The following is a 19,035-nucleotide window of genomic DNA, read 5'->3' as shown; positions in this document are numbered from 1 at the left end:
CAGTGGTGATAACTGGTGGCGGGCATTATACCAAAAAGGCCTGCTCCGCCGTCGTGCGCGAGGATTCAGGCGTTTTTCAGTGTCGTTCGCAAGGCGTTCAGGAAGGCGGTGTTTTCCGCTGGCGTGCCGATGGAAACACGCAGGCAATCCGCCAGTAGTGGATGCGCATTGTCCAAGCGCCTGATGAGTACGCCGCCTTGTTTCAACGACGCATACACTTCGCGCGCATGAGCCACGCGGAACAGAACGAAGTTGGCGCGGCTGGGCCAGACTTTCAGGTCCGGCAACGCGCGTAACTGGGCCGTCAATTCCTCCCGATCATGGGTGATTTGCGCCGCCTGCTCGTCCAGGAGATCCGCGTGTTCGAGGATGAACGCCGCGCTGACCTGTGACAGCGTATTGATGTTGTACGGCAGCCGGATTTTGTTGAACTCATCACACCAGGCGGGCGCGCCCGCCAGCATGCCCACGCGTAATCCCGCCAACCCCACTTTGGACAGCGTCTGCAGAACCACCAGATTGGGATGATGCGGGAGATCATACAGCCAGGTTTCGCGTGCGAAGGGGAAGTATGCCTCGTCGATGACCACCAGCCCCGGTGCGGATTCGATGATAAGTTCAACGTCGCGGCGTTCAAACAGATTCCCGGTGGGATTGTTCGGGCAGGCCAGAAAGACGATGGCGGGCTCGTGCGCCTTGATGGCGGCCAGCATCGCGGGCAGATCGAGGCTGAAATCCCCGGCATTCAGGGGCACACCGACGAAGCGCTGGCCCAGCACCTCCGCCACCATGCGGTACATCACGAAGGTGGGCTCCGGCGCAAGCAAGACACGGCCCTCGCCGCGCAGGGCCAGGGCGATGATTTGGATCAACTCATCGGAACCGTTGCCGAGCAGCAACCTGACCTTTTCATTCAGCGCCAGATACCGGTGCAATCGTTCCGTCAACGCGCGCGCGGCGGGATCGGGGTAACGGTTGATCTCCACATGGCGCAGCCGTTCCAGCCATTCGGTGCGCAACGCCATCGGCCAGGTATAGGGATTCTCCATCGCGTCCAGCTTGATGAGGCCCGCGGCGTCGGGAACGCTGTAGGCCGTCAACGCGCGCACCTGTGCGTTGACCCAGCGCTCGATCAGCGCATCAGTCATTGGTCACCTCTTCATAACAACCAGTGTTCCCCGGTACGGGAGGTACCGGCGTTTCTCAGCGGCAAATATGCCGCTGAGAAACGGGGGGAACAAAATCATATTTTTGCTTCCCGACTCTGAAAAGCCCCACGAAGGGCTTATTCAGAGGATTTAAAGCGATATTCTGCGGAGGCGGCGTGCGCCGGCAATCCCTCCGCGCGCGCCAGTGCGGCCGCGAGCCTGCCCAGCCGCTCGGCGCCCGCTGGCGTGCACTGGATCAGCGAAGAGCGCTTCTGGAAATCATAGACGCCGAGCGGCGAGGAGAAGCGCGCCGTGCGCCCCGTCGGCAGCACGTGATTCGGTCCTGCGCAGTAATCGCCCAGCGCCTCCGGCACGTGGCGGCCCAGAAATATCGCCCCGGCATGGCGGATTTTGCCCGCGAGCGGGGCGGGATCTTCCACGGAAAGTTCCAGATGTTCCGCGGCGATGTGATTGGCGATTTCAACGGCCTCGTCGAGATCCCCGACTTCGATGAGGGCGCCGCGATCCGCGAGGGACTGCCGGATGATGGTGGCGCGCGGTTGATCCGGCAGCAGACGGCGGATACTGGCTTCGACCGCATCGAGAAAACCCGCGTCCGGGCAAAGCAGGATGGCCTGCGCCTCCTCGTCATGCTCGGCCTGCGAGAAGAGGTCCATCGCGATCCAGTCGGCGTTCGTTTTCCCGTCGCAGATCACCAGGATCTCGGAAGGGCCGGCGATCATGTCGATACCCACCGCGCCGAAGACCATGGCCTTGGCCCGCGCGACATACAGGTTGCCCGGCCCCACGATCTTGTCGACGCGCGGCACGACCGCCGTGCCGTAGGCCAGGGCGGCAACTGCCTGCGCCCCACCCATGGTAAAGGCGCGATCCACGCCGGCGATCGCCGCGGCGGCCAGCACCACGGGTTCCAGCACATCGTCGGGCGCCGGCACCGCCATGATAATCTCGCCCACACCGGCCACCCTGGCCGGGATGACGTTCATCAGCACCGAGGAGGGATAGGCGGCGCGGCCGCCCGGCACATACACGCCCACGCGATCGAGCGGCGTCACCTGCTGGCCCAGCACCGTGCCATCAGCCTCGACATAGCTCCACGAACTCTGCCGCTGGCGCTCGTGATAGGCGCGGATGCGACCGGCAGCGGACTCCAGTGCCGTTCTCAATTCCGGATTAAGCGTTGCGCGCGCCTCCTCAAGCCCTGCCCGCGGAACTTCCAGCTCAGCAGCGGAGACCAATTGCCGCCGATCGTAGCGGTTGGTGTATTCGATCAATGCCGCGTCGCCGCGGCTGCGCACCTGGTTGATGATGTCCCTCACGGTGGCATCAACGGCGTCATCCCGCGCCGTTTCCCGCCCCAGCAATGCCTCCAGCGCCGGTTTGAAGCCGGCATCGCGGGTGCGCAAACGGCGTGGCTTGAGTGTCCGGGTCGCGGTCATCTTCAGGAGCGAATGGCTTTCGCCAGTTGCGCGGTTAATTTCTGCACGGCGACATGCTTGACCTTCATCGCCGCCTTGTTGACGATGAGGCGTGCACTGATCTCGGCGATGGTCGAAAGTTCCACCAGCCCGTTGTCGCGCAGGGTGCGGCCCGTGTTCACGAGATCAACGATGCGATCGGCGAGACCGGCGAGCGGCGCCAGTTCCATCGAGCCGTAGAGCTTGATGATTTCCGCCTGTTCGCCGCGGGCGGCGAAATAGGCACGCGTGATATTGGGATACTTGGTCGCCACGCGCGGGCGCACGGCGGAGAGGATGCGGTCGCGGCCGGCCACCACCAGACGGCAGCGGGCGATGCCCAGATCCAGCGGTTCGTACAATTCCTCGCTCTGATATTCCATCAACACGTCCCGGCCGGCGATGCCCGCCTCTGCGGCGCCGTGCTCGACGTAGGTCGGCACGTCCTGTGCCCGTATGATCACGAGCCGCAATTCCGGTCGGCTGGTCTTCAGGATCAGCTTGCGCGAGCGCCCCGGATCCTCCAGCGGTTTTATGCCAATACGCGCGAGCAACGGCAGCGCCTCGTCGAGAATGCGGCCCTTCGACACAGCCAGCGTCAACGGCGCGCCAGGATCCGGGCGTTTCAAATTTGTTTTCGTTGGCTTCTTCATCTTCATGGCTGTCAACTCGGCACCCGGCGGATCTGCGCGCCCAGTTGTGACAGTTTTTCCTCGATGGTCTCGTAACCGCGGTCGATATGATAAATCCTTTCCACGTGCGTCTCGCCTTCCGCCACCAGCCCGGCCAGCACCAGGGACGCCGAGGCGCGCAGATCGGTGGCCATGACCGGCGCGCCGGTCAGCCGCGGCACGCCGGTGGTGATCGCGGTGTTGCCCTCCAGCCGCACGTCGGCCCCCAGCCGGCGCAGTTCCAGCACGTGCATGAAGCGGTTCTCGAACACGTTTTCGGTAATCGCCGCCGTGCCCCGCGACACGCAATTCATGGCGGTGAACTGCGCCTGCATGTCGGTGGGAAAACCGGGATAGGGCGAGGTGTGCACATCCACCGCCTTGATTCGCTTTCCACCGGTGTCCAGCGCCACCCAGTCGTCCCCCTGGGTCACCTCGGCGCCGGCCTCGCTGAGCTTGGACAGCACCGCGCCCAACAGTTCAGGCCGCGTGCTTTTGAGCTTGACCCGTCCCCCGGTGATGGCGGCGGCCACAAGATAAGTGCCGGTCTCGATCCGATCCGGCAGGATGTGGTAATCCGTCCCGTGCAGTTCGGAAACACCTTCGATGACAATCGTATCGGTGCCGGCGCCCTCGATGTGTGCGCCCATGCTGGTAAGGTAGTTCGCCAGGTCGCTCACCTCCGGCTCGCGGGCGGCGTTGTAAATCACGGTGCGTCCTTCCGCCAGCGTCGCCGCCATCATCAAATTCTCCGTGCCGGTGACGGTCACCAGATCCATGTTGAGGTGCGCGCCCTTCAACCGTCCCGCGGCGCTGGCATGGACATAACCGTTCTCGACGCGCAGCTCGGCGCCCATGGCCGCCAGACCCTGCAGGTGGAGGTTCACCGGCCGTGAGCCGATGGCGCAGCCGCCCGGCAGCGACACCTCGGCGCGGCCGTGACGCGCCAGCAACGGTCCAAGCACCAGTATCGATGCGCGCATGGTCTTGACCAGTTCATAGGGCGCGAACATCTCGCGGATGCTGCCCGCGTTGACCTCGATCTTCATGCGCTCGTCCACCATCAACTCCACGCCCATCCGCCCCAGTAACTCCATGGTGGTGGTGATGTCGTGCAAATGCGGGATGTTGCCGATGATGACCTTGTCGCCGGTCAGCAGGGTGGCCGCCAGGATCGGCAGGGCGGCGTTCTTGGCACCGGAGATGCGTATTTCACCCTTGAGCGGCACGCCGCCGGTGATGATCAGTTTGTCCATGTGGGAATATAGAGACGGCCTTCAGCCGCCATCAGGTGTGGAAGTACGCAAAGCCAACGCATGGATTTCCCGTCCCATGCGCCCACCCAGAATTTGATAAACCCGCTGATGCTGCCTGACCGTCGGCAGCCCGCGAAATTCCTCGCTCACCACCAGCGCCTCGAAATGCATGCCGTCGGCGCCGCGCACCTCCACCCGTGCGCCCGGCAGGCCTGTCTCGATGAGTCGTTGAATCTCCGCCGGCGTCATCGCCACTGCTTTTCATCAAACCAAGGGCAACAGCGAACGGACGCCGCTGACTTCCGCGATCGAGAGCAGTTGGCGCGGCGCCTGCCGGAATTTCACTGACGTACCCGCCCGTCGCGCGGCACGCATCCAGGCGAGCAGCAGCGCGACGGCGGAACTGTCGATGCGCGTGACTCCCGACAGGTCCAATTCAAGCCCCTGCGACGGGGTCGCCGCGGCACGCAGTGCCGCTGACTCCGCCAGCAATGCCGGCAGGGTGTGCAGCGTCAGCTCCCCAGCGATGCGCCAGGTATGATCGCCCACGGGTTCGATGCGGGCCATGGCCGCTGTCACTGGGCGGCAGCGGGGTGCGGTGTATTCTTGGCCGCCAGTTCCTGATTGTGACTCTGCAAATGTGCGATCAGCGCGTCGATGCCGGACTGGCTGATCTCCGATGAAAACGAATCACGGTAGGTCACCAGCAGACTGATGCCGCCCACGATGACATCGTAGACCTTCCATTCGCCGTTGACCTCATGCATGCGGTAGTTGACCGCCACCGGCTCCGCGCCCGGTTGCTCGATCTGCGTGCGCACGGTCATGATCTTGCCGTCCTGCTCCGGCTCCACGGATTTGTAGGTGATTTGTTGGTCGACATACTGGAACAACGCGTTGGCGTAGGTACGCACCATGAGTTCCTTGAAGGCCTCGGCAAACCGCAGGCGTTGATCATCGCTGGCGCCACGCCAGTTTTTGCCCAGCACCAGTTGCGAGGCCCGCTGGAAATCAAAATGCGGAATGATCAATTCGTTGACCAGGTTATAAAGCCTGGTCACGTCCTGTTTGAGCGACGGCTCGTCAGCCTTGATGCGGCTGAACACCTGATCGGTGGTGCCCTTGACCACCTCTTCCGGCCCAACGGATGCCCCCACCGCCACCGCCACTAATCCGCCCAATAATGCCGCCCACCATTGCCCGCGTTTCATAATCTTTATCTCCGCCTGTTGCTGTCTTTGTAGGTCACCCAGGGAACCAGGGTCCCATCGTCATTTCTTGTCGTTTCCAGCAGCCTTATTATAAAGGAATTGGCCGATGACTTGCTCCAGCACCACCGCATTGGATACCAGCGTGATTTCCCCGCCCTGCTTGAGATAGTGATCATCACCGCCGGCCTCCAGGCTGACGTATTGCTCGCCCAAGAGGCCGGCAGTGAATATTTTGGCCGAGGTGTCGGTCGGGATCTTGTCGTAGCGGCGATCGATTTTAAGCGTGGCCACGGCCTTGTAGTTGGTATTGTCGAAATCAATCGCCGACACCTGGCCAATCTTCACGCCCGCCATCTTGACCGGCGAGCGGACCTTGAGCCCGCCGATATTGTCGAACTTGGCCTTGATCTCGTAGCCGTCGGTGCCGCCGATATCCGTCAGGTTGCTGACCTTCATCGACAGCATGAGCAGCGCCACCAACCCGGCGAAAATGAACCCGCCCACCACGATCTCCAGCGTTCTTGTATTGGTCATCATCCCATCCTCCGCCGCCTTGTACGCACCGCGTACGGGCCGTGTTATTTGTTGAACATCAGCGCCGTCAACACAAAATCCAGCCCCAGCACGGCGAGGCTCGAGTTCACCACCGTGCGCGTCGTCGCCAGGCTGATCCCCTCCGAGGTCGGCACCGTGTCATAACCCTCGAACAGGGCGATCCACGTCACTACAATGCCGAATACGAAGCTCTTGATGACGCCGTTCATAATATCCTCGTGCCAGTCCACCGAGGCCTGCATCTGCGACCAATACGCCCCATCATCCACGCCCAGCAGGGTGACGCCGACGAAATGGCCGCCATACACGCCCAGGATGCTGAAAATCGCAGCCAGGAGCGGCATGGAGATAATCCCCGCCAGCAATCGCGGCGCGATGACGCGATGCAGCGGATCCACGGCCATCATTTCCATCGCTGACAGTTGCTCTGTGGTTTTCATCAGGCCGATTTCCGCAGTCAGCGCCGAACCGGCGCGGCCGGCGTACAACAGCGCCGTTACCACCGGCCCCAGTTCGCGGACCAGCGACAGGGCCACCAGTTCACCCAGCGATTCGGCCGCGCCGAAATCAACCAGCGTATTATATCCCTGCAGGCCCAGCACCATGCCCACGAAAATGCCCGAGACCACGATGATGACCAGCGACAACGCGCCCACGGCGTAAATCTGCGCCACAATCAGCCGGCCGCGCCGCAGGATTTCCGGGATGCCGCCGACAACGGCGATAAAAAACAGGGTCCCCCGGCCCAGCCGTTCGAGCGACGCCAGCCCCCACTGGCCGAGGTTCTGCAGTCTGTCCAGAAACCATGTTTTCACAGTGACAGATCCTCGCCGATGGCGGCGGCAGGATAGTGGAACCGCACTGGGCCATCGGCCAGCGCCTGCATGAACTGCCGCACCCATTGTGAATTCGTGCTGGCCAGGTCCGCGGGGGTGCCCTCCCCCACTATTTTCCCCGCCGACAGGATATAAACATAGTCGGCGATGGATACGGTTTCGTGGATGTCGTGCGAAACGATGACGCTGGTGATTCCCAAGGCCTCGTTCAGGGATTTGATCAGACGAATGAGCACGCCCATCGAGATCGGGTCCTGGCCGGCAAAGGGTTCGTCGTACATGATCATCATCGGCTCGAGCGCGATGGCACGCGCCAGGGCCACGCGCCGCGCCATGCCGCCCGACAGCTGCGCCGCCATGAGTCCGCGCGCGCCGCGCAGGCCCACGGCCTCCAGCTTCATCAGCACCAGATCGCGGATCGCGGACTCCGGCAACGGGGTATGTTCGCGCAGCGGGAAGGCGACGTTTTCATACACGTTCAGATCGGTCAGCAGGGCGCCGCTCTGGAACAGCATGCCCATGCGCTTGCGCAGATTCATCAGCGCCCGGCGCGAGAGCGCGGGCACTTCGACGCCGTCGACCTGAACGCTGCCGGACAGCGGCCTCAATTGGCCGCCGATCAGCCGCAGCAAGGTGGTCTTGCCGCAACCGGAAGGTCCCATGATGGCGGTGATCTTGCCACGCTGGATATTAATATCGACGTTGTCGAAAATGGCTCGCTGGCCGCGTTTGAAGGTGAGCCCGCGGATCCTGACCAGCGGTTCGGCATTATTCGTATTATTGTTTTGCATCCGCGGAGGGAGAATACGGGTTGGGGCCGCAGATTCTGAGGTAGCCGACTCCGACCGTCAACCGACCGGACATTGCGGCCGGATTGACAGGAACTACGGCTTACCAGGTGCCCTTTTCGATGAATTCGATCTTGTAGCCGTCGGGATCCTCGACAAAGGCGATGACGGTGGTGCCGTGTTTCATGGGGCCCGCTTCGCGCACGACCCTGCCGCCCCTGGCGCGCACCTGGTCGCAGGCCCGCGCGGCATCGTCCACCTCGATGGCGACATGGCCATAGGCGCCGCCCATGTCATATCTTTCCGTACCCCAGTTGTAGGTCAGCTCCAGCACCGCCGTTTCCTTCTCTTCGCCAAAGCCGACGAAGGCGAGCGTGAACTCGCCATCGGGATAGTCCTTGCGGCGCAGCACCTTCATGCCCAGCACCTGGGTGTAAAAATCGATTGAGCGATCGAGATTACCGACCCTCAACATGGTGTGCAGAATGCGCATGGTTTCCCTCTCAGGCAGATGTCGTTGACAAGAATATAAGCCATTATTCTTACAACTCAACAGTGATTGCCGCGGCCGCGGCACGGGCCTTGGCGCGGGCGGCTTCGACATCGGCGCCCAAGGCCAGGGTGACGCCCATCCGGCGATGTCCCCGCACCTCCGGCTTGCCGAACAGGCGCAGTGCGGTGTCCGGTTCCTTCAGCGCCTGCTCGATATTTTTGAACCGCATATTTTCCGAGTGACCTTCGACCAGCAGCGCGCAGGAGGCCGCCGGGCCGTGCTGGCGGATCACGGGCACCGGCAGGCCCAGTATCGCCCGCACGTGCAGGGCGAACTCGGACAGGTCCTGCGAGATCAAGGTCACCAGGCCCGTGTCGTGCGGGCGCGGCGACACTTCGCTGAACCACACTTCATCGCCACGCACGAACAGTTCCACGCCGAAGACGCCGCGGCCGTCGAGCGTGTCGGTGACGACACGGGCGATGCGCCGTCCCTCCTCAAGCGCCGCGGCCGACATCGGCTGCGGCTGCCAGGATTCACGGTAATCACCGTCGATCTGCAAATGGCCGATCGGGGCGCAGAACGAAGTGCCATCGCGGTGGCGCACGGTCAGCAATGTAATCTCGTAATCGAATTGCACGAAGCTTTCGACGATCACCCGCCGGCTGCCCGCGCGGCCGCCTTTAAGCGCATAATCCCAAGCCGGTTCGACCTCCGCCGGCGTCTTGATCGTGGATTGGCCCTTGCCGGAGGAACTCATCACCGGCTTCACCACGCAAGGCAGGCTAATGGCCGCCACTGCGCCGCGGAATTCCTCAAGACTGCCGGCAAATCGGTAAGGCGAGGTCTTGAGCTTCAGCTCCTCGGCCACCAGCCGGCGTATCCCCTCGCGGTTCATCGTCAGCTGCGTGGCGCGGGCGGTGGGGATCACGGTAAACCCGTCACCTTCAAGTTCGATCAGCGTATCGGTGGCGATGGCCTCGATTTCCGGAACAACGTAGTGCGGTTTTTCCTGCTCGATGATCCGGCGCAGCGCGGCCCCGTCCAGCATGTTGATCACGTGCGAACGATGCGCGACCTGCATGGCGGGGGCGTTGGCGTAGCGATCCACGGCGATGACCTCGACGCCCAGTCGCTGCGCCTCGATGGCGACCTCCTTGCCGAGTTCACCCGATCCCAGCAACAACAATCGCGTGGCGCCTGCCGTTGACGGCGTGCCCAGCGTGGTATGTGCATGGCCGCTCATTTCTTCTTTCATCAGCATTGAAATCCCAACGATCGCAGCGTGGGCGCGATGGCCGCGGGCGGGCCGGGCGGCGTGAACCGGTGCGCCGCGAATTCGCGCCGTGCCGGATAATCGCGTCGCAATCGATCGAAATACGCCGCCCGTTCCGTCGCCGGTAATTTGAGCATTTGTTTCAATGCCGCGCTGTCATGTTCCGGATCATAACAGTTCAACACCGTTTCACTCACCGTGGCGCCCGCGGTCAGCTTCGCCGGCGGCGTCATCTTCGGCTGCCACGCCGGTGTGTGATCGAAATGCCGGCAGGCGGCCTCGTACACCTGGTGCGTGGCGCGGAGCTTGCCGTCGTGGCTGTAACCGGCGATGTGCGGCGTCGCGATCAGTGCACGCTCCAACAGGGCCACATCAATGTCCGGTTCCCGCTCCCAGCAATCGATCACCACTTCCATGCCGGGGTGCCGCGCCAGCATGGACAACAGCGCCGGTTCGTCGATCACGCCGCCGCGCGCGGCGTTGATCAACAACACATCGCTCCTCAACCGCGGCAAAACATCGGCGCCCAGAAGCCGCCGCGTGGGATGTGTGCCGGTACGCGTCAGCGGCACATGCAACGTGACTATATCGGCATCGAGCACCGCGTCCAGATCGAGATAGCGCGGATCGCCAGTGGCTTCCCTGAGCGGTGGGTCGTTGCGCCGGCAGGAGATCCCCATCGCCTCCAGAAAAGATATGACGCGGCCGCCGACCTGACCGCAGCCGATCACGCCGGCGCGGAGCGCGGGCAACATCCTGCCCTTTTGCCCGGCCCAGCGACAGACAGCCGCCAGCACGTATTCCGCCACCGAGATGGCGTTGCTGCCGGGGGCGTGGGCAAAGGCGATGCCACGTTTCTGCAAATACGGTATATCAACATGATCGATGCCGCTGGTGGCCGAACCGATGAAGCGCACGCGGCTGCTCTTGAGCAGGGCCGCATCGACGCGGGTCACGGACCGCACCAGCAGCAGATCGGCGTCGCCGACATCCGCCGCCCGCAGTTCGCGCCCGGCAACCCGCCGGACGTTTCCCCAGCCATGGAAGGCCTGCCCGACTTGATTGATATTTTGATCAGCGACGATGTTCAACGCGTGCCTCGCGACACTGCATCTTCATTGCGCCACCCCCTCATACGAAAAAACACCGGGGGCGTGATGGGTCAGCATCAACCCTCAGGGCCGGTTGAATTCGGCCCCTTCCTTGATCACCGGCGGCCGCACAAGGTCGCCGCGCGAGACCCCCAGCCACATTACGATGGGGCTGGACACCAGCGCCGAGGAGTAGATTCCGAACAGGATGCCGACGGTCAGCGCGAGGGCGAAGTAATGCAATGTCTCACCGCCGAAGAACAGCATCGACAGCACCGCCAGCTGGGTGCAGCCATGGGTAATAATGGTGCGCGAGAGGGTGCGCGTGATGGCGTTGTCGATGATCTGGGGGACCGTCGCGGTGCGCATCTTGTGAAAGTTTTCGCGCACGCGGTCGAAGACCACCACCGACTCATTGACCGAATAACCCAGCACTGCCAGCACCGCCGCCAGCACGGAGAGTGAGAAGTCCCACTGGAAGAAGGCAAAAAAGCCCAGGATGATCACGACGTCGTGCAGATTGGCGATGATGGCCGCCAGACCGAATTTCCATTCGAATCGCACCCACAGATAGACCACGATGCCTATCGATACGAACAGGAGCGCCAGCCCGCCGTTTTCCAGCAACTCCTCGCCCACCTGCGGCCCGACGAACTCCACGCGCCGCCGTTCGGCGCCCGGATCGACCTTGCGCAACGCCGCCATGACGTCGTCGGAGATATGGGCCTGCGCCACGCCCTTGCGCGCCGGCAGGCGAATCAGCACATCGGTCGTGGTGCCGAAATTCTGCACCGGCACCTCGCGGTAACCGATATCGGCGAGCGCATTGCGGATCTTGTCAAGATCGGCCGCCTGGGGATAGCTCACCTCCATCACCGTGCCGCCGGTGAAATCCACGCCCAGATTCAAGCCCCGCACGCTGAGAAAGATCACCGCCAGTACGAACGTGAACGCGGAGATCACGTTGAACACCAGCGCATGGCGCATGAACGGGATGTCTTTGCGGATCTTGAAAAATTCCATGGCGGGCCCCCGGCGGTTTAGCAGCTTATTTCCACGTGGTATTGCCGATGGCGATGCGGGTCAACCGTCGGCGATAGCCGTAGATCATGTTGACGAGACTACGCGACACCATGACGGCGCTGAACATCGAGGTGAGAATACCGAGGCACAGCACCACGGCGAAGCCGCGCACCGGCCCCGTGCCCCAGCCATACAGCGCGATGCCGGCGATGAGTGTGGTGATATTGGTATCGAGGATGGTCGCGAAGGCCCGCTCGTAACCCGCCGTGATGCTGGCCTGCGGGCTGACGCCGTTGCGCAGTTCCTCGCGGATGCGTTCATTGATAAGCACGTTGGCGTCGATCGCCATGCCGACCGTCAGCGCGATGCCGGCCATACCGGGCAGCGTCAGGGTCGCCTGCAGCACCGACAGCAGCGCGATGAGCAGCATCACGTTGACGGCCAGCGCCACCACCGCGGTGATGCCGAACACCAGGTAATAAATGATCATGAATATGGCGATGGCAACGAAGCCGACCCAGGTGGAATGAAAGCCGCGCTTGATGTTCTCGGCGCCGAGACTGGGGCCGACCGTGCGTTCCTCGACGATCTCGACCGGCGTCGCCAGCGAGCCGGCGCGCAGCAGCAACGCCAGATTGCGCGCCTCGTGTGTGTTTTCCAGGCCGGTGATCTGGAAGCTGCGGCCCAGTTCCTCGCGTATGGTGGCGACGTTGATGACCTCCTCCGTGCGGCTCGTGATTTTCTTGGTCTCCTCGCCCTCCTTCACCGTCTTGACCTTGTTCTCGATGAACACGACCGCCATCGGCTTGCCGACGTTGTCGCGCGTGGCGCGGCTGAACAGGGCGCCACCCTTGCTGTTCAGGCGAATGCTGACGTTCGGCGTGTTGCTCTGTTGATCGAAACCGGAGGCGGCATCGATGATGTACTCGCCAGTCAACATGACCTCCTTTTTCAACAGCACCGCATGGCCTTGGCGGTTCTTGTAGAGCTTCGAACCGGGCGGCACCTTGCCCGCCTGCGCCTCGGCCAGGTCATGCTCGAAGTCCACCATGTGGAATTCCAGCGTGGCGGTCGCGCCCAGGATTTCCTTGGCGCGCGCGGTGTCCTGGACGCCGGGCAGTTCCACCACGATATTGTCCTCGCCCTGTTGCTGGATGACCGGCTCGGCCACGCCCAGTTCGTTGACGCGGTTGCGCAGGGTCGTCAGGTTCTGTTGCAGGGCGGTTTTCTTCGCGTCGGCAAGGTAGGCCTCGTTGATCTTGAGCCCGATCGTGGTGCCGCTGGTGTCCGCAGTCGTGATCTGCAGGGCGGAAAATTCCCGCGCCAGAAGCTTCTCCGCTTTTTGCCGGTCCTCCTGATCATTGAACGTGACCGTCAAGCCGCCCTGCTCCACGCGGGCGATGTTCTTGTAGCGGATCTTCTGCTCGCGGAAGGAGGAGCGCAGGTCGGTGACGAAGCGCTCCTCGGCCTGCACGATGGCCGCCGCCGTATCGACGGCGAGCAGGAAATGCACCCCGCCGCGCAGGTCCAGCCCCAGATACATGGGCTTGGCGCCCAGCACCGCCAGCCACTTCGGTGTCGCCGGCGCCAGATTGAGCGCCACGACATATTCGTCTCCCAGCGCCTGAACCAGGGCATCATAGGCCTTCAGTTGCGTCTCGGTGTCGCCAAACCGGACCAGCAGGCTCTGCGCGGTGCGCTCTTCCGCCTTGCTCGCGAGCTTTTCGTTTTTCAACGCCTGCTCGATCTTGGCCTCCAGTACGATATCAGGCGGCTGGCCGTTTTTGGCGGAGATCTGCACCGCCGGATCCTCGCCAAAGAGATTGGGCGCCGAATAGATGGCGCCGAGAATGAGCACGACCCCGATCAGGATCCATTTCCACAATGGCGTGCGATTCATTGGATGTTTTCCGGAAATGGATGGGCGCGGTTACAACGTCTTTAACGAACCCTTGGGCAGCACGGCGGCGATGGCGTGCCGCTGCACCCGCACCTCGACACCCTTGGCTGCTTCGATCAACACGAAGTTCGGGCCGATTTCGATGATGCGCCCGATGAGTCCGCCGCTGGTTGCCACTTCATCGCCCTTGGCCAGTGACTCTATCATCTGCTTGTGCTCCCGCTGGCGTTTCATCTGCGGCCAGATCAGCAGTACGAACATCAGGCCGAAGAGCACCAGCGGAAAGGCGAAGTCCGACAGGCTCATGCCGCCCGCCGCAGGGGCGGTTTGCGCGTAAGCATTCTCAATGAAAAAATCCATGGATGGCTGACCCTGAAAAAAGGCGCGGTATTATGCCACAGCCCGCCCTTCGGCAGTAAAACAGGCGTGTGATTTCAATTCATGTCTCCCGGCGCGCGTGAAACGCCGCGACATAGAATGACAGCCGGCCGGCGGCGATGGCCTCCCGCAGTTCGCGCATCAGCGTCAGATAGTAGTGCAGATTGTGCAGCGTGTTGAGCCGCAGCCCCAGGATTTCGCCGCAGCGATCGAGGTGATGCAGATACGCGCGCGAATAGTTGCGGCAGGTGTAACAGGCGCAGGATTCGTCCAGCGGGCCGGTGGCGTTGCGGTGCTCGCTGTTGCGGATGCGCACCACGCCGCTTCGCGTAAATAGATGGCCGTTGCGCGCGTTGCGCGTCGGCAACACGCAATCGAACATGTCCAGCCCCAGGCCCACGGCTTCGACCAGATCCTCCGGCGTGCCCACGCCCATCAAATAACGCGGATGACCAGCGGGCAGTTTCGGCGCGACGTGAGTAAGTACGCGCTTCATTTCCGGCTTGGGCTCGCCGACCGAAAAACCGCCCAGGGCGTAACCGTCAAAACCGATGCGCTGCAGCCCCGCCAGCGATTCCTCGCGCAGGCCTTCGTACATGCCGCCCTGGACGATGCCAAAAAGCGCGGCCCGGGAACCGCCGTGCGCCTCCTTGCTGCGCGCCGCCCATGCCAGCGACAAGCGCATCGAGGCTGCGGCCGCCTCCTCCGTCGCCGGATACGGCGTGCAATCATCGAAGATCATGACGATGTCCGCGCCGAGCGCCCGCTGCACCGCCATCGAGCGTTCCGGCGTCAGCACGATTTCATCGCCGTTCACCGGTGAGCGGAAGGTCACGCCCTCCGCCGTGATATGACGCGTCTCGCCCAGGCTGAAGACCTGAAACCCGCCGGAGTCGGTGAGGATGGGACCGCGCCAATGCATGAAGCCGCGCAGCCCGCCGTGCCCGGCGATGACCTCCGTCCCCGGTCGCAACATCAGGTGATACGTGTTGCCCAGGACGATCTGCGCGCCCAAGGATTGCAGTTCCTCCGGGCTCATGGTCTTCACCGTGCCGTAAGTGCCGACCGGCATGAATACCGGCGTGTCGATGGTGCCGTGCGCGGTGTGCAGCCGTCCCAGCCGCGCCGCGCCTTCCCGCGCCAGCAGCTCAAAGCGCAGGGCGCTCATGCGTGCGTCGCCGGCGTCACGAACATGGCGTCGCCGTAACTGTAAAAGCGGTAGCGCTGGCGCACGGCGTGCTGATAGGCGTTCAGCACCCGTTCGCGACCGGCGAAGGCGCAGACCAGCATGAGCAGGGTCGATTCCGGCAGATGAAAGTTGGTAATCAAGACGTCGACCACGCGGAACCGGTAGCCGGGGGTGATGAAGAGATCCGTGTCGCAGGCCATCGGCATGAGCCGCCCGCCCGCCGCCGCGCTCTCCAGCGCGCGCACCGAGGTCGTGCCCACCGCCACGATCCGTCCGCCCTGCGCGCACGCGGCTTCTATGGCGCGGCAGGCCGCCTCATTCACCTCGATATATTCGCAGTGCATGCGATGTTCCTCGACATGTTCGGCGCGCACCGGCTGAAAAGTGCCCGCGCCCACGTGCAGCGTCACGTATGCCCGGCGCACACCGCGCGCGTCAAACGCCGCCAGCAGCGCGTCGTCAAAATGCAGGCCGGCGGTGGGGGCGGCGATGGCGCCCGGTCGCCGGCCATAGATCGTCTGGTAGCGATCGACATCCGTCGCGTCATCCTCCCGGGCGATGTACGGCGGCAGCGGCACGCGGCCGACGCGATCCATGATCTGATGCAGATCGCAGGTCGCCTCGAATTCCAGCAGAAACAGATCATCCGGCCGCCGCTCCAGAATGCGCGCGGTGATGTCATCGGTCAGCAGCACGGTGCCGCCGGGTTTCTGCGTGCGCGCGGGCTGCATGTGCGCCAGCGCGCGGTGCTCGCCCACGACGCGCTCGATCAGGATTTCCACCCGGCCGCCGGTGGGCCGCCGGCCGATGAGGCGCGCGCGCATGACGCGCGTGTCGTTGAACACCAGCAGATCTCCGGGATTGAACAGCGCCGGCAAATCCGCGAAACGGCGATCCTCAAGCCGGCCGCTGGCACCGTCCAGCACCAGCAGGCGGCTTTCGGATCGGATCAGCGTCGGCCGCTGTGCTATCAAATACTGGGGCAATTCATAATGGAAATCGGAAACGCGCATGCCTTGATGGTAACAAACTCCACGCGAACAGGGACGCGGGCTTTCATGCAATGCCGGTGTTCCTTATACTGGCGGCCCGTTGTTTTCCCCGGGCCGGGATGGCGGAACTGGCAGACGCGCTGGACTCAAAATCCAGTGAGGTTACCCCTCATGTGGGTTCGATTCCCACTCCCGGCACCATCTTCCCGGCGTGCATCGGCAATCCGCATCCGGACATCAAACCCTTCATGCATTCCCGCGCAACGGCACATCCAGCACGTCGTAGATGAAGTATCGCGCCACGGGCACGGCCAGGATCATGCCCCACAAGCCAAAGGCGTGATAGGCCACAAACAGGATGATGAGCGTCAGTACCGGGTTCAGGTTCAGGTGCTGTCCGTAGATCCACGGGTTGATGAGGTAGGTGCCCAGCACATGGATGATGATGATCAATCCTACCGAGGCCAGCGCCAGATTGAGGCCGCCGGCGTTCAGCGCCACGAGGATGATCGGCACGGCGGAGATGAACACACCGAGCACCGGGATGAAGCTGGTCACAAACACCACCAGCGACAGCATGGTCACCGAGGGGATCTTGAGCAGCAGAAGGCCCGCGAGCGTCAACACCGTGTATACGGCGGCGATGGCGGTCTGCGCCTGGATGGCGCGGCCCAGCAGGTAGGCGAACCGCACCACCGGCTGCGCCGCCTCCGCGTAGACGTCCTTCACGCGTGAGACGCCGAGGTCCTGCACCTGCTGGCGCAGGCGCGCGATGTCCACAAGGATCAGGAAACTGAACAGCAGGGCCAGCAGCAGGGTTGCGGTGATGCTGTAGAGCGCATGGATTGCGCGCGGCGCCTCGTTGCCAATGCGCTTGATCTGCTCGGACATGATGGCGTCCACGAGCAGCCGGTCCTTCTTTTCGTAATAGCGGGCCAGCGGGCTGTCCGGCGGCGGTATGGTTTGATCGGCGGCGGCGGCGGCGAGATCGGCCTCGGTCAGGCCGAGCTTTTCCTTCTCGTGCTGTAATTCCATCTCCAGCGCGGCGGCGGCCTCCTCGTCCATGGCGCTGCGGGTAAAAACCGAGATCGAATCGCGCAGCACCGGATATTCGCGCACCAGGCCGTTTTTGGTCTGGATGACGCGCTGCTCGATCTGGCTCAAGTTGCCGACCAGCCGGTTTGCCTCGCTGACCACATCGGGCACCACAAAGTGCGTGAATCCCACCAGGACCGCAACGAACAGCGCATACACCACCGAAAGCGACAGCCCATGCGGCAGGCGCAGGCGCCGGCGGCCCAGTTCGGCCAGCGGTTCGGCGATGAAGGCCAGCACGAAGGTCATGAAGATGAGGCCGAAGAAATCGCGCGCCAGCCACAACAGCGCGAAGAGCAGTATCCAAATAATGATGCGCCGGTTGAGCTGGTAGAACTGCGAGAGGCTGAAGGACATGCGCTCACTCCATACACTGCGGTAAAACGTTGTGGTAACGGTTCAGTATGTCATTCCGAGGCGTGGTAGCGACGAGGGGCCTTGCAGGATTTCTCGCTGTGCTCGACATGACAAACCACGCCCCCGCCACCACCCAACAGCGGCTGTTTACCGCATTCCCATGAATTACGTTTATTATACGCGCGATGCGGCGGCGAACGATAAATTGGCTGGTATCCCTCCTGACCAGCCTGTGGCTTGCCGGCTGCGTGGTGACGCTGCCGCAGCCGTTGACACCCGTGGCGAAAGCCAAGATCGACAAGGCCCTGCTCGGCACCTGGCGCGATGAGGAGCAAACCTTGACGGCCGTTGTCGAGGCTCAGGACGGGCATGGCCTGAATATCACCGTAACCGAACTCGCCTCCGACGGCCAAACCCGCACTTCCCATTACCAAGGTCATACCTCAATACTGAAAGGCAAGCACTATCTGAATCTGCACGGCGAGGAATCCGGCGAGGGTTATTTGCTGATGCGCTACTCGGTCAAGGGTGACGTCACAGAGATGAGCCTGCTCGATCCCGGGGCGACGCGCACGGCGGTGCGGCGCGGCGAGATCGCCGGCAAGGCCGATGACAGCACCTATGCGCCGGAGGTCAATCTTACTGCCGATGCCGCCGCGATCGCTGCTTTCATCGTCAAACATCAAAGCGAATTGTTCAAAAACCCTGCGCGTCTCCTGCGCGTTACCGCTTCGTCCACGAAGTAACCTCCGGTCTTGTCGATTTATCACGCGACAATTTGTCGCATTGTCCGCTTATGGCAATTTTCCTAGACTGCCAATGTATCCAGAGATCGGTGGATGACCTTCTGGATGCATTAAATGACATCTCTCTCCAATCGCCAGGGATGGCTCTTTCCAAAATAATGAATGAGTACGGAGGAAATATTCGTATGCACGTGCATAAGTTTAAGTGGATGAATGCCCCAATGGCTTTTGTAGTGCTGTCCTTCTTGCTGGCAAACGTGGCAAAAGCAGATGATGAAGGTGAAAAAATTGTGCACGGCATTTGTTTCGCCTGTCATCAAGTGGGGATAAACGGTGCGCCAAAGTTTGGCAACAAAATCGCCTGGGCGCCCCGCATTACCCAGGGCAAGGACAAGTTGTATGAACATGCGTTGAAAGGCTTGCGCGGCATGCCGCCACGCGGCGGCAACCCCAGTCTCACCGATGATCAGGTGAAGGCCGCGGTGGATTACATGGTTAAAGCAGCGGGCGGTTACCAATAAGCAGATCATCATGTCAGTCTGATCGAGGTAC

General features: G+C 62.5%; 21 protein-coding genes and 1 tRNA gene. 3 read left to right on the top strand and 19 right to left on the bottom strand.

What is annotated here, in order from left to right; translation table 11 throughout:
- Positions 1 to 65 precede the first annotated feature (65 nt).
- The 18 genes from hisC to queA all read right to left on the bottom strand — a co-directional run bounded on the left by hisC (position 66) and on the right by queA (position 16,306).
- On the bottom strand, positions 66 to 1,148 hold the full coding sequence (hisC, locus tag VMH34_10100; protein HTT09126.1) for a histidinol-phosphate transaminase: 1,083 nt from the start codon (positions 1,146 to 1,148) through the stop codon (positions 66 to 68).
- 137 nt (positions 1,149 to 1,285) lie between these two features.
- Complete coding sequence (gene hisD, locus VMH34_10095; protein HTT09125.1) at positions 1,286 to 2,608, bottom strand: histidinol dehydrogenase; 1,323 nt, start codon at positions 2,606 to 2,608, stop codon at positions 1,286 to 1,288.
- A 2-nt stretch (positions 2,609 to 2,610) separates the two neighbouring features.
- Entirely contained in the window at positions 2,611 to 3,285 is a 675-nt protein-coding gene (gene hisG / locus VMH34_10090) for an ATP phosphoribosyltransferase (protein ID HTT09124.1), read from the bottom strand.
- A 5-nt stretch (positions 3,286 to 3,290) separates the two neighbouring features.
- Positions 3,291 to 4,553, bottom strand: coding sequence for a UDP-N-acetylglucosamine 1-carboxyvinyltransferase (gene murA / locus VMH34_10085; protein ID HTT09123.1), 1,263 nt, complete (start codon positions 4,551 to 4,553; stop codon positions 3,291 to 3,293).
- Positions 4,554 to 4,574: 21 nt separating this feature from the next.
- Positions 4,575 to 4,802: a BolA/IbaG family iron-sulfur metabolism protein gene (locus VMH34_10080; protein ID HTT09122.1), complete on the bottom strand. Its 228-nt coding sequence runs from the start codon at positions 4,800 to 4,802 to the stop codon at positions 4,575 to 4,577.
- Positions 4,803 to 4,817: 15 nt separating this feature from the next.
- Positions 4,818 to 5,132 (bottom strand): STAS domain-containing protein, encoded by a 315-nt coding sequence (locus VMH34_10075; GenBank protein HTT09121.1) that lies wholly within the window; start codon positions 5,130 to 5,132, stop codon positions 4,818 to 4,820.
- Positions 5,129 to 5,764: an ABC transporter substrate-binding protein gene (locus VMH34_10070; protein HTT09120.1), complete on the bottom strand. Its 636-nt coding sequence runs from the start codon at positions 5,762 to 5,764 to the stop codon at positions 5,129 to 5,131. The genes VMH34_10075 and VMH34_10070 overlap by 4 nt, the downstream gene beginning before the upstream one ends.
- Before the next feature lie 60 nt (positions 5,765 to 5,824).
- The gene (gene mlaD / locus VMH34_10065; GenBank protein HTT09119.1) at positions 5,825 to 6,298 is read right to left on the bottom strand and encodes an outer membrane lipid asymmetry maintenance protein MlaD; all 474 of its coding nucleotides are present in this window, start codon (positions 6,296 to 6,298) and stop codon (positions 5,825 to 5,827) included.
- A gap of 44 nt (positions 6,299 to 6,342) precedes the next feature.
- Complete coding sequence (mlaE, locus tag VMH34_10060; protein HTT09118.1) at positions 6,343 to 7,134, bottom strand: lipid asymmetry maintenance ABC transporter permease subunit MlaE; 792 nt, start codon at positions 7,132 to 7,134, stop codon at positions 6,343 to 6,345.
- Positions 7,131 to 7,946, bottom strand: coding sequence for an ATP-binding cassette domain-containing protein (locus VMH34_10055; GenBank protein ID HTT09117.1), 816 nt, complete (start codon positions 7,944 to 7,946; stop codon positions 7,131 to 7,133). The genes mlaE and VMH34_10055 overlap by 4 nt, the downstream gene beginning before the upstream one ends.
- A gap of 100 nt (positions 7,947 to 8,046) precedes the next feature.
- Positions 8,047 to 8,436 (bottom strand): lactoylglutathione lyase, encoded by a 390-nt coding sequence (gene gloA, locus VMH34_10050; GenBank protein ID HTT09116.1) that lies wholly within the window; start codon positions 8,434 to 8,436, stop codon positions 8,047 to 8,049.
- A gap of 49 nt (positions 8,437 to 8,485) precedes the next feature.
- Positions 8,486 to 9,682 (bottom strand): formate-dependent phosphoribosylglycinamide formyltransferase, encoded by a 1,197-nt coding sequence (purT, locus tag VMH34_10045; GenBank protein HTT09115.1) that lies wholly within the window; start codon positions 9,680 to 9,682, stop codon positions 8,486 to 8,488.
- 11 nt (positions 9,683 to 9,693) lie between these two features.
- On the bottom strand, positions 9,694 to 10,803 hold the full coding sequence (locus VMH34_10040; protein ID HTT09114.1) for a 4-phosphoerythronate dehydrogenase: 1,110 nt from the start codon (positions 10,801 to 10,803) through the stop codon (positions 9,694 to 9,696).
- 84 nt (positions 10,804 to 10,887) lie between these two features.
- Positions 10,888 to 11,826 carry a protein translocase subunit SecF gene (gene secF / locus VMH34_10035; protein ID HTT09113.1) on the bottom strand — a complete coding sequence of 313 codons (939 nt, stop codon included), beginning with the start codon at positions 11,824 to 11,826 and terminating at the stop codon, positions 10,888 to 10,890.
- A gap of 25 nt (positions 11,827 to 11,851) precedes the next feature.
- Positions 11,852 to 13,726, bottom strand: a complete 1,875-nt coding sequence (gene secD / locus VMH34_10030; GenBank protein HTT09112.1) for a protein translocase subunit SecD — start codon at positions 13,724 to 13,726, stop codon at positions 11,852 to 11,854.
- A gap of 30 nt (positions 13,727 to 13,756) precedes the next feature.
- On the bottom strand, positions 13,757 to 14,086 hold the full coding sequence (gene yajC, locus VMH34_10025) for a preprotein translocase subunit YajC (protein ID HTT09111.1): 330 nt from the start codon (positions 14,084 to 14,086) through the stop codon (positions 13,757 to 13,759).
- 79 nt (positions 14,087 to 14,165) lie between these two features.
- A complete protein-coding gene (gene tgt, locus VMH34_10020; protein ID HTT09110.1) occupies positions 14,166 to 15,263 on the bottom strand; it encodes a tRNA guanosine(34) transglycosylase Tgt in 1,098 nt (365 codons plus the stop codon).
- A gap of 5 nt (positions 15,264 to 15,268) precedes the next feature.
- Positions 15,269 to 16,306 carry a tRNA preQ1(34) S-adenosylmethionine ribosyltransferase-isomerase QueA gene (queA, locus tag VMH34_10015; GenBank protein HTT09109.1) on the bottom strand — a complete coding sequence of 346 codons (1,038 nt, stop codon included), beginning with the start codon at positions 16,304 to 16,306 and terminating at the stop codon, positions 15,269 to 15,271.
- A 92-nt stretch (positions 16,307 to 16,398) separates the two neighbouring features.
- Between queA and VMH34_10010 the strand changes: the two genes are divergently transcribed.
- Positions 16,399 to 16,486, top strand: a tRNA-Leu gene (locus VMH34_10010).
- A gap of 45 nt (positions 16,487 to 16,531) precedes the next feature.
- On the opposite strand, the gene VMH34_10005 is transcribed toward VMH34_10010, so the two are convergent.
- The gene (locus VMH34_10005) at positions 16,532 to 17,737 is read right to left on the bottom strand and encodes an AI-2E family transporter (protein HTT09108.1); all 1,206 of its coding nucleotides are present in this window, start codon (positions 17,735 to 17,737) and stop codon (positions 16,532 to 16,534) included.
- Between the two features lie 185 nt (positions 17,738 to 17,922).
- Here VMH34_10005 and VMH34_10000 point away from each other — a divergent pair, with 185 nt between their 5' ends.
- Together VMH34_10000 and VMH34_09995 are read left to right on the top strand one after the other, a co-directional pair.
- Entirely contained in the window at positions 17,923 to 18,483 is a 561-nt protein-coding gene (locus VMH34_10000; protein ID HTT09107.1) for a hypothetical protein, read from the top strand.
- A gap of 89 nt (positions 18,484 to 18,572) precedes the next feature.
- Complete coding sequence (locus tag VMH34_09995; protein ID HTT09106.1) at positions 18,573 to 19,004, top strand: c-type cytochrome; 432 nt, start codon at positions 18,573 to 18,575, stop codon at positions 19,002 to 19,004.
- The last annotated feature ends 31 nt before the right edge of the window (positions 19,005 to 19,035 follow it).

Source organism: Gammaproteobacteria bacterium, from assembly GCA_035501935.1.
GTDB lineage: Bacteria > Pseudomonadota > Gammaproteobacteria > JAJPIJ01 > JAJPIJ01 > JAJPIJ01.
Note: the sequence above shows the minus strand (reverse complement) of the source record. Positions and strands in the feature narration are given on the sequence as shown.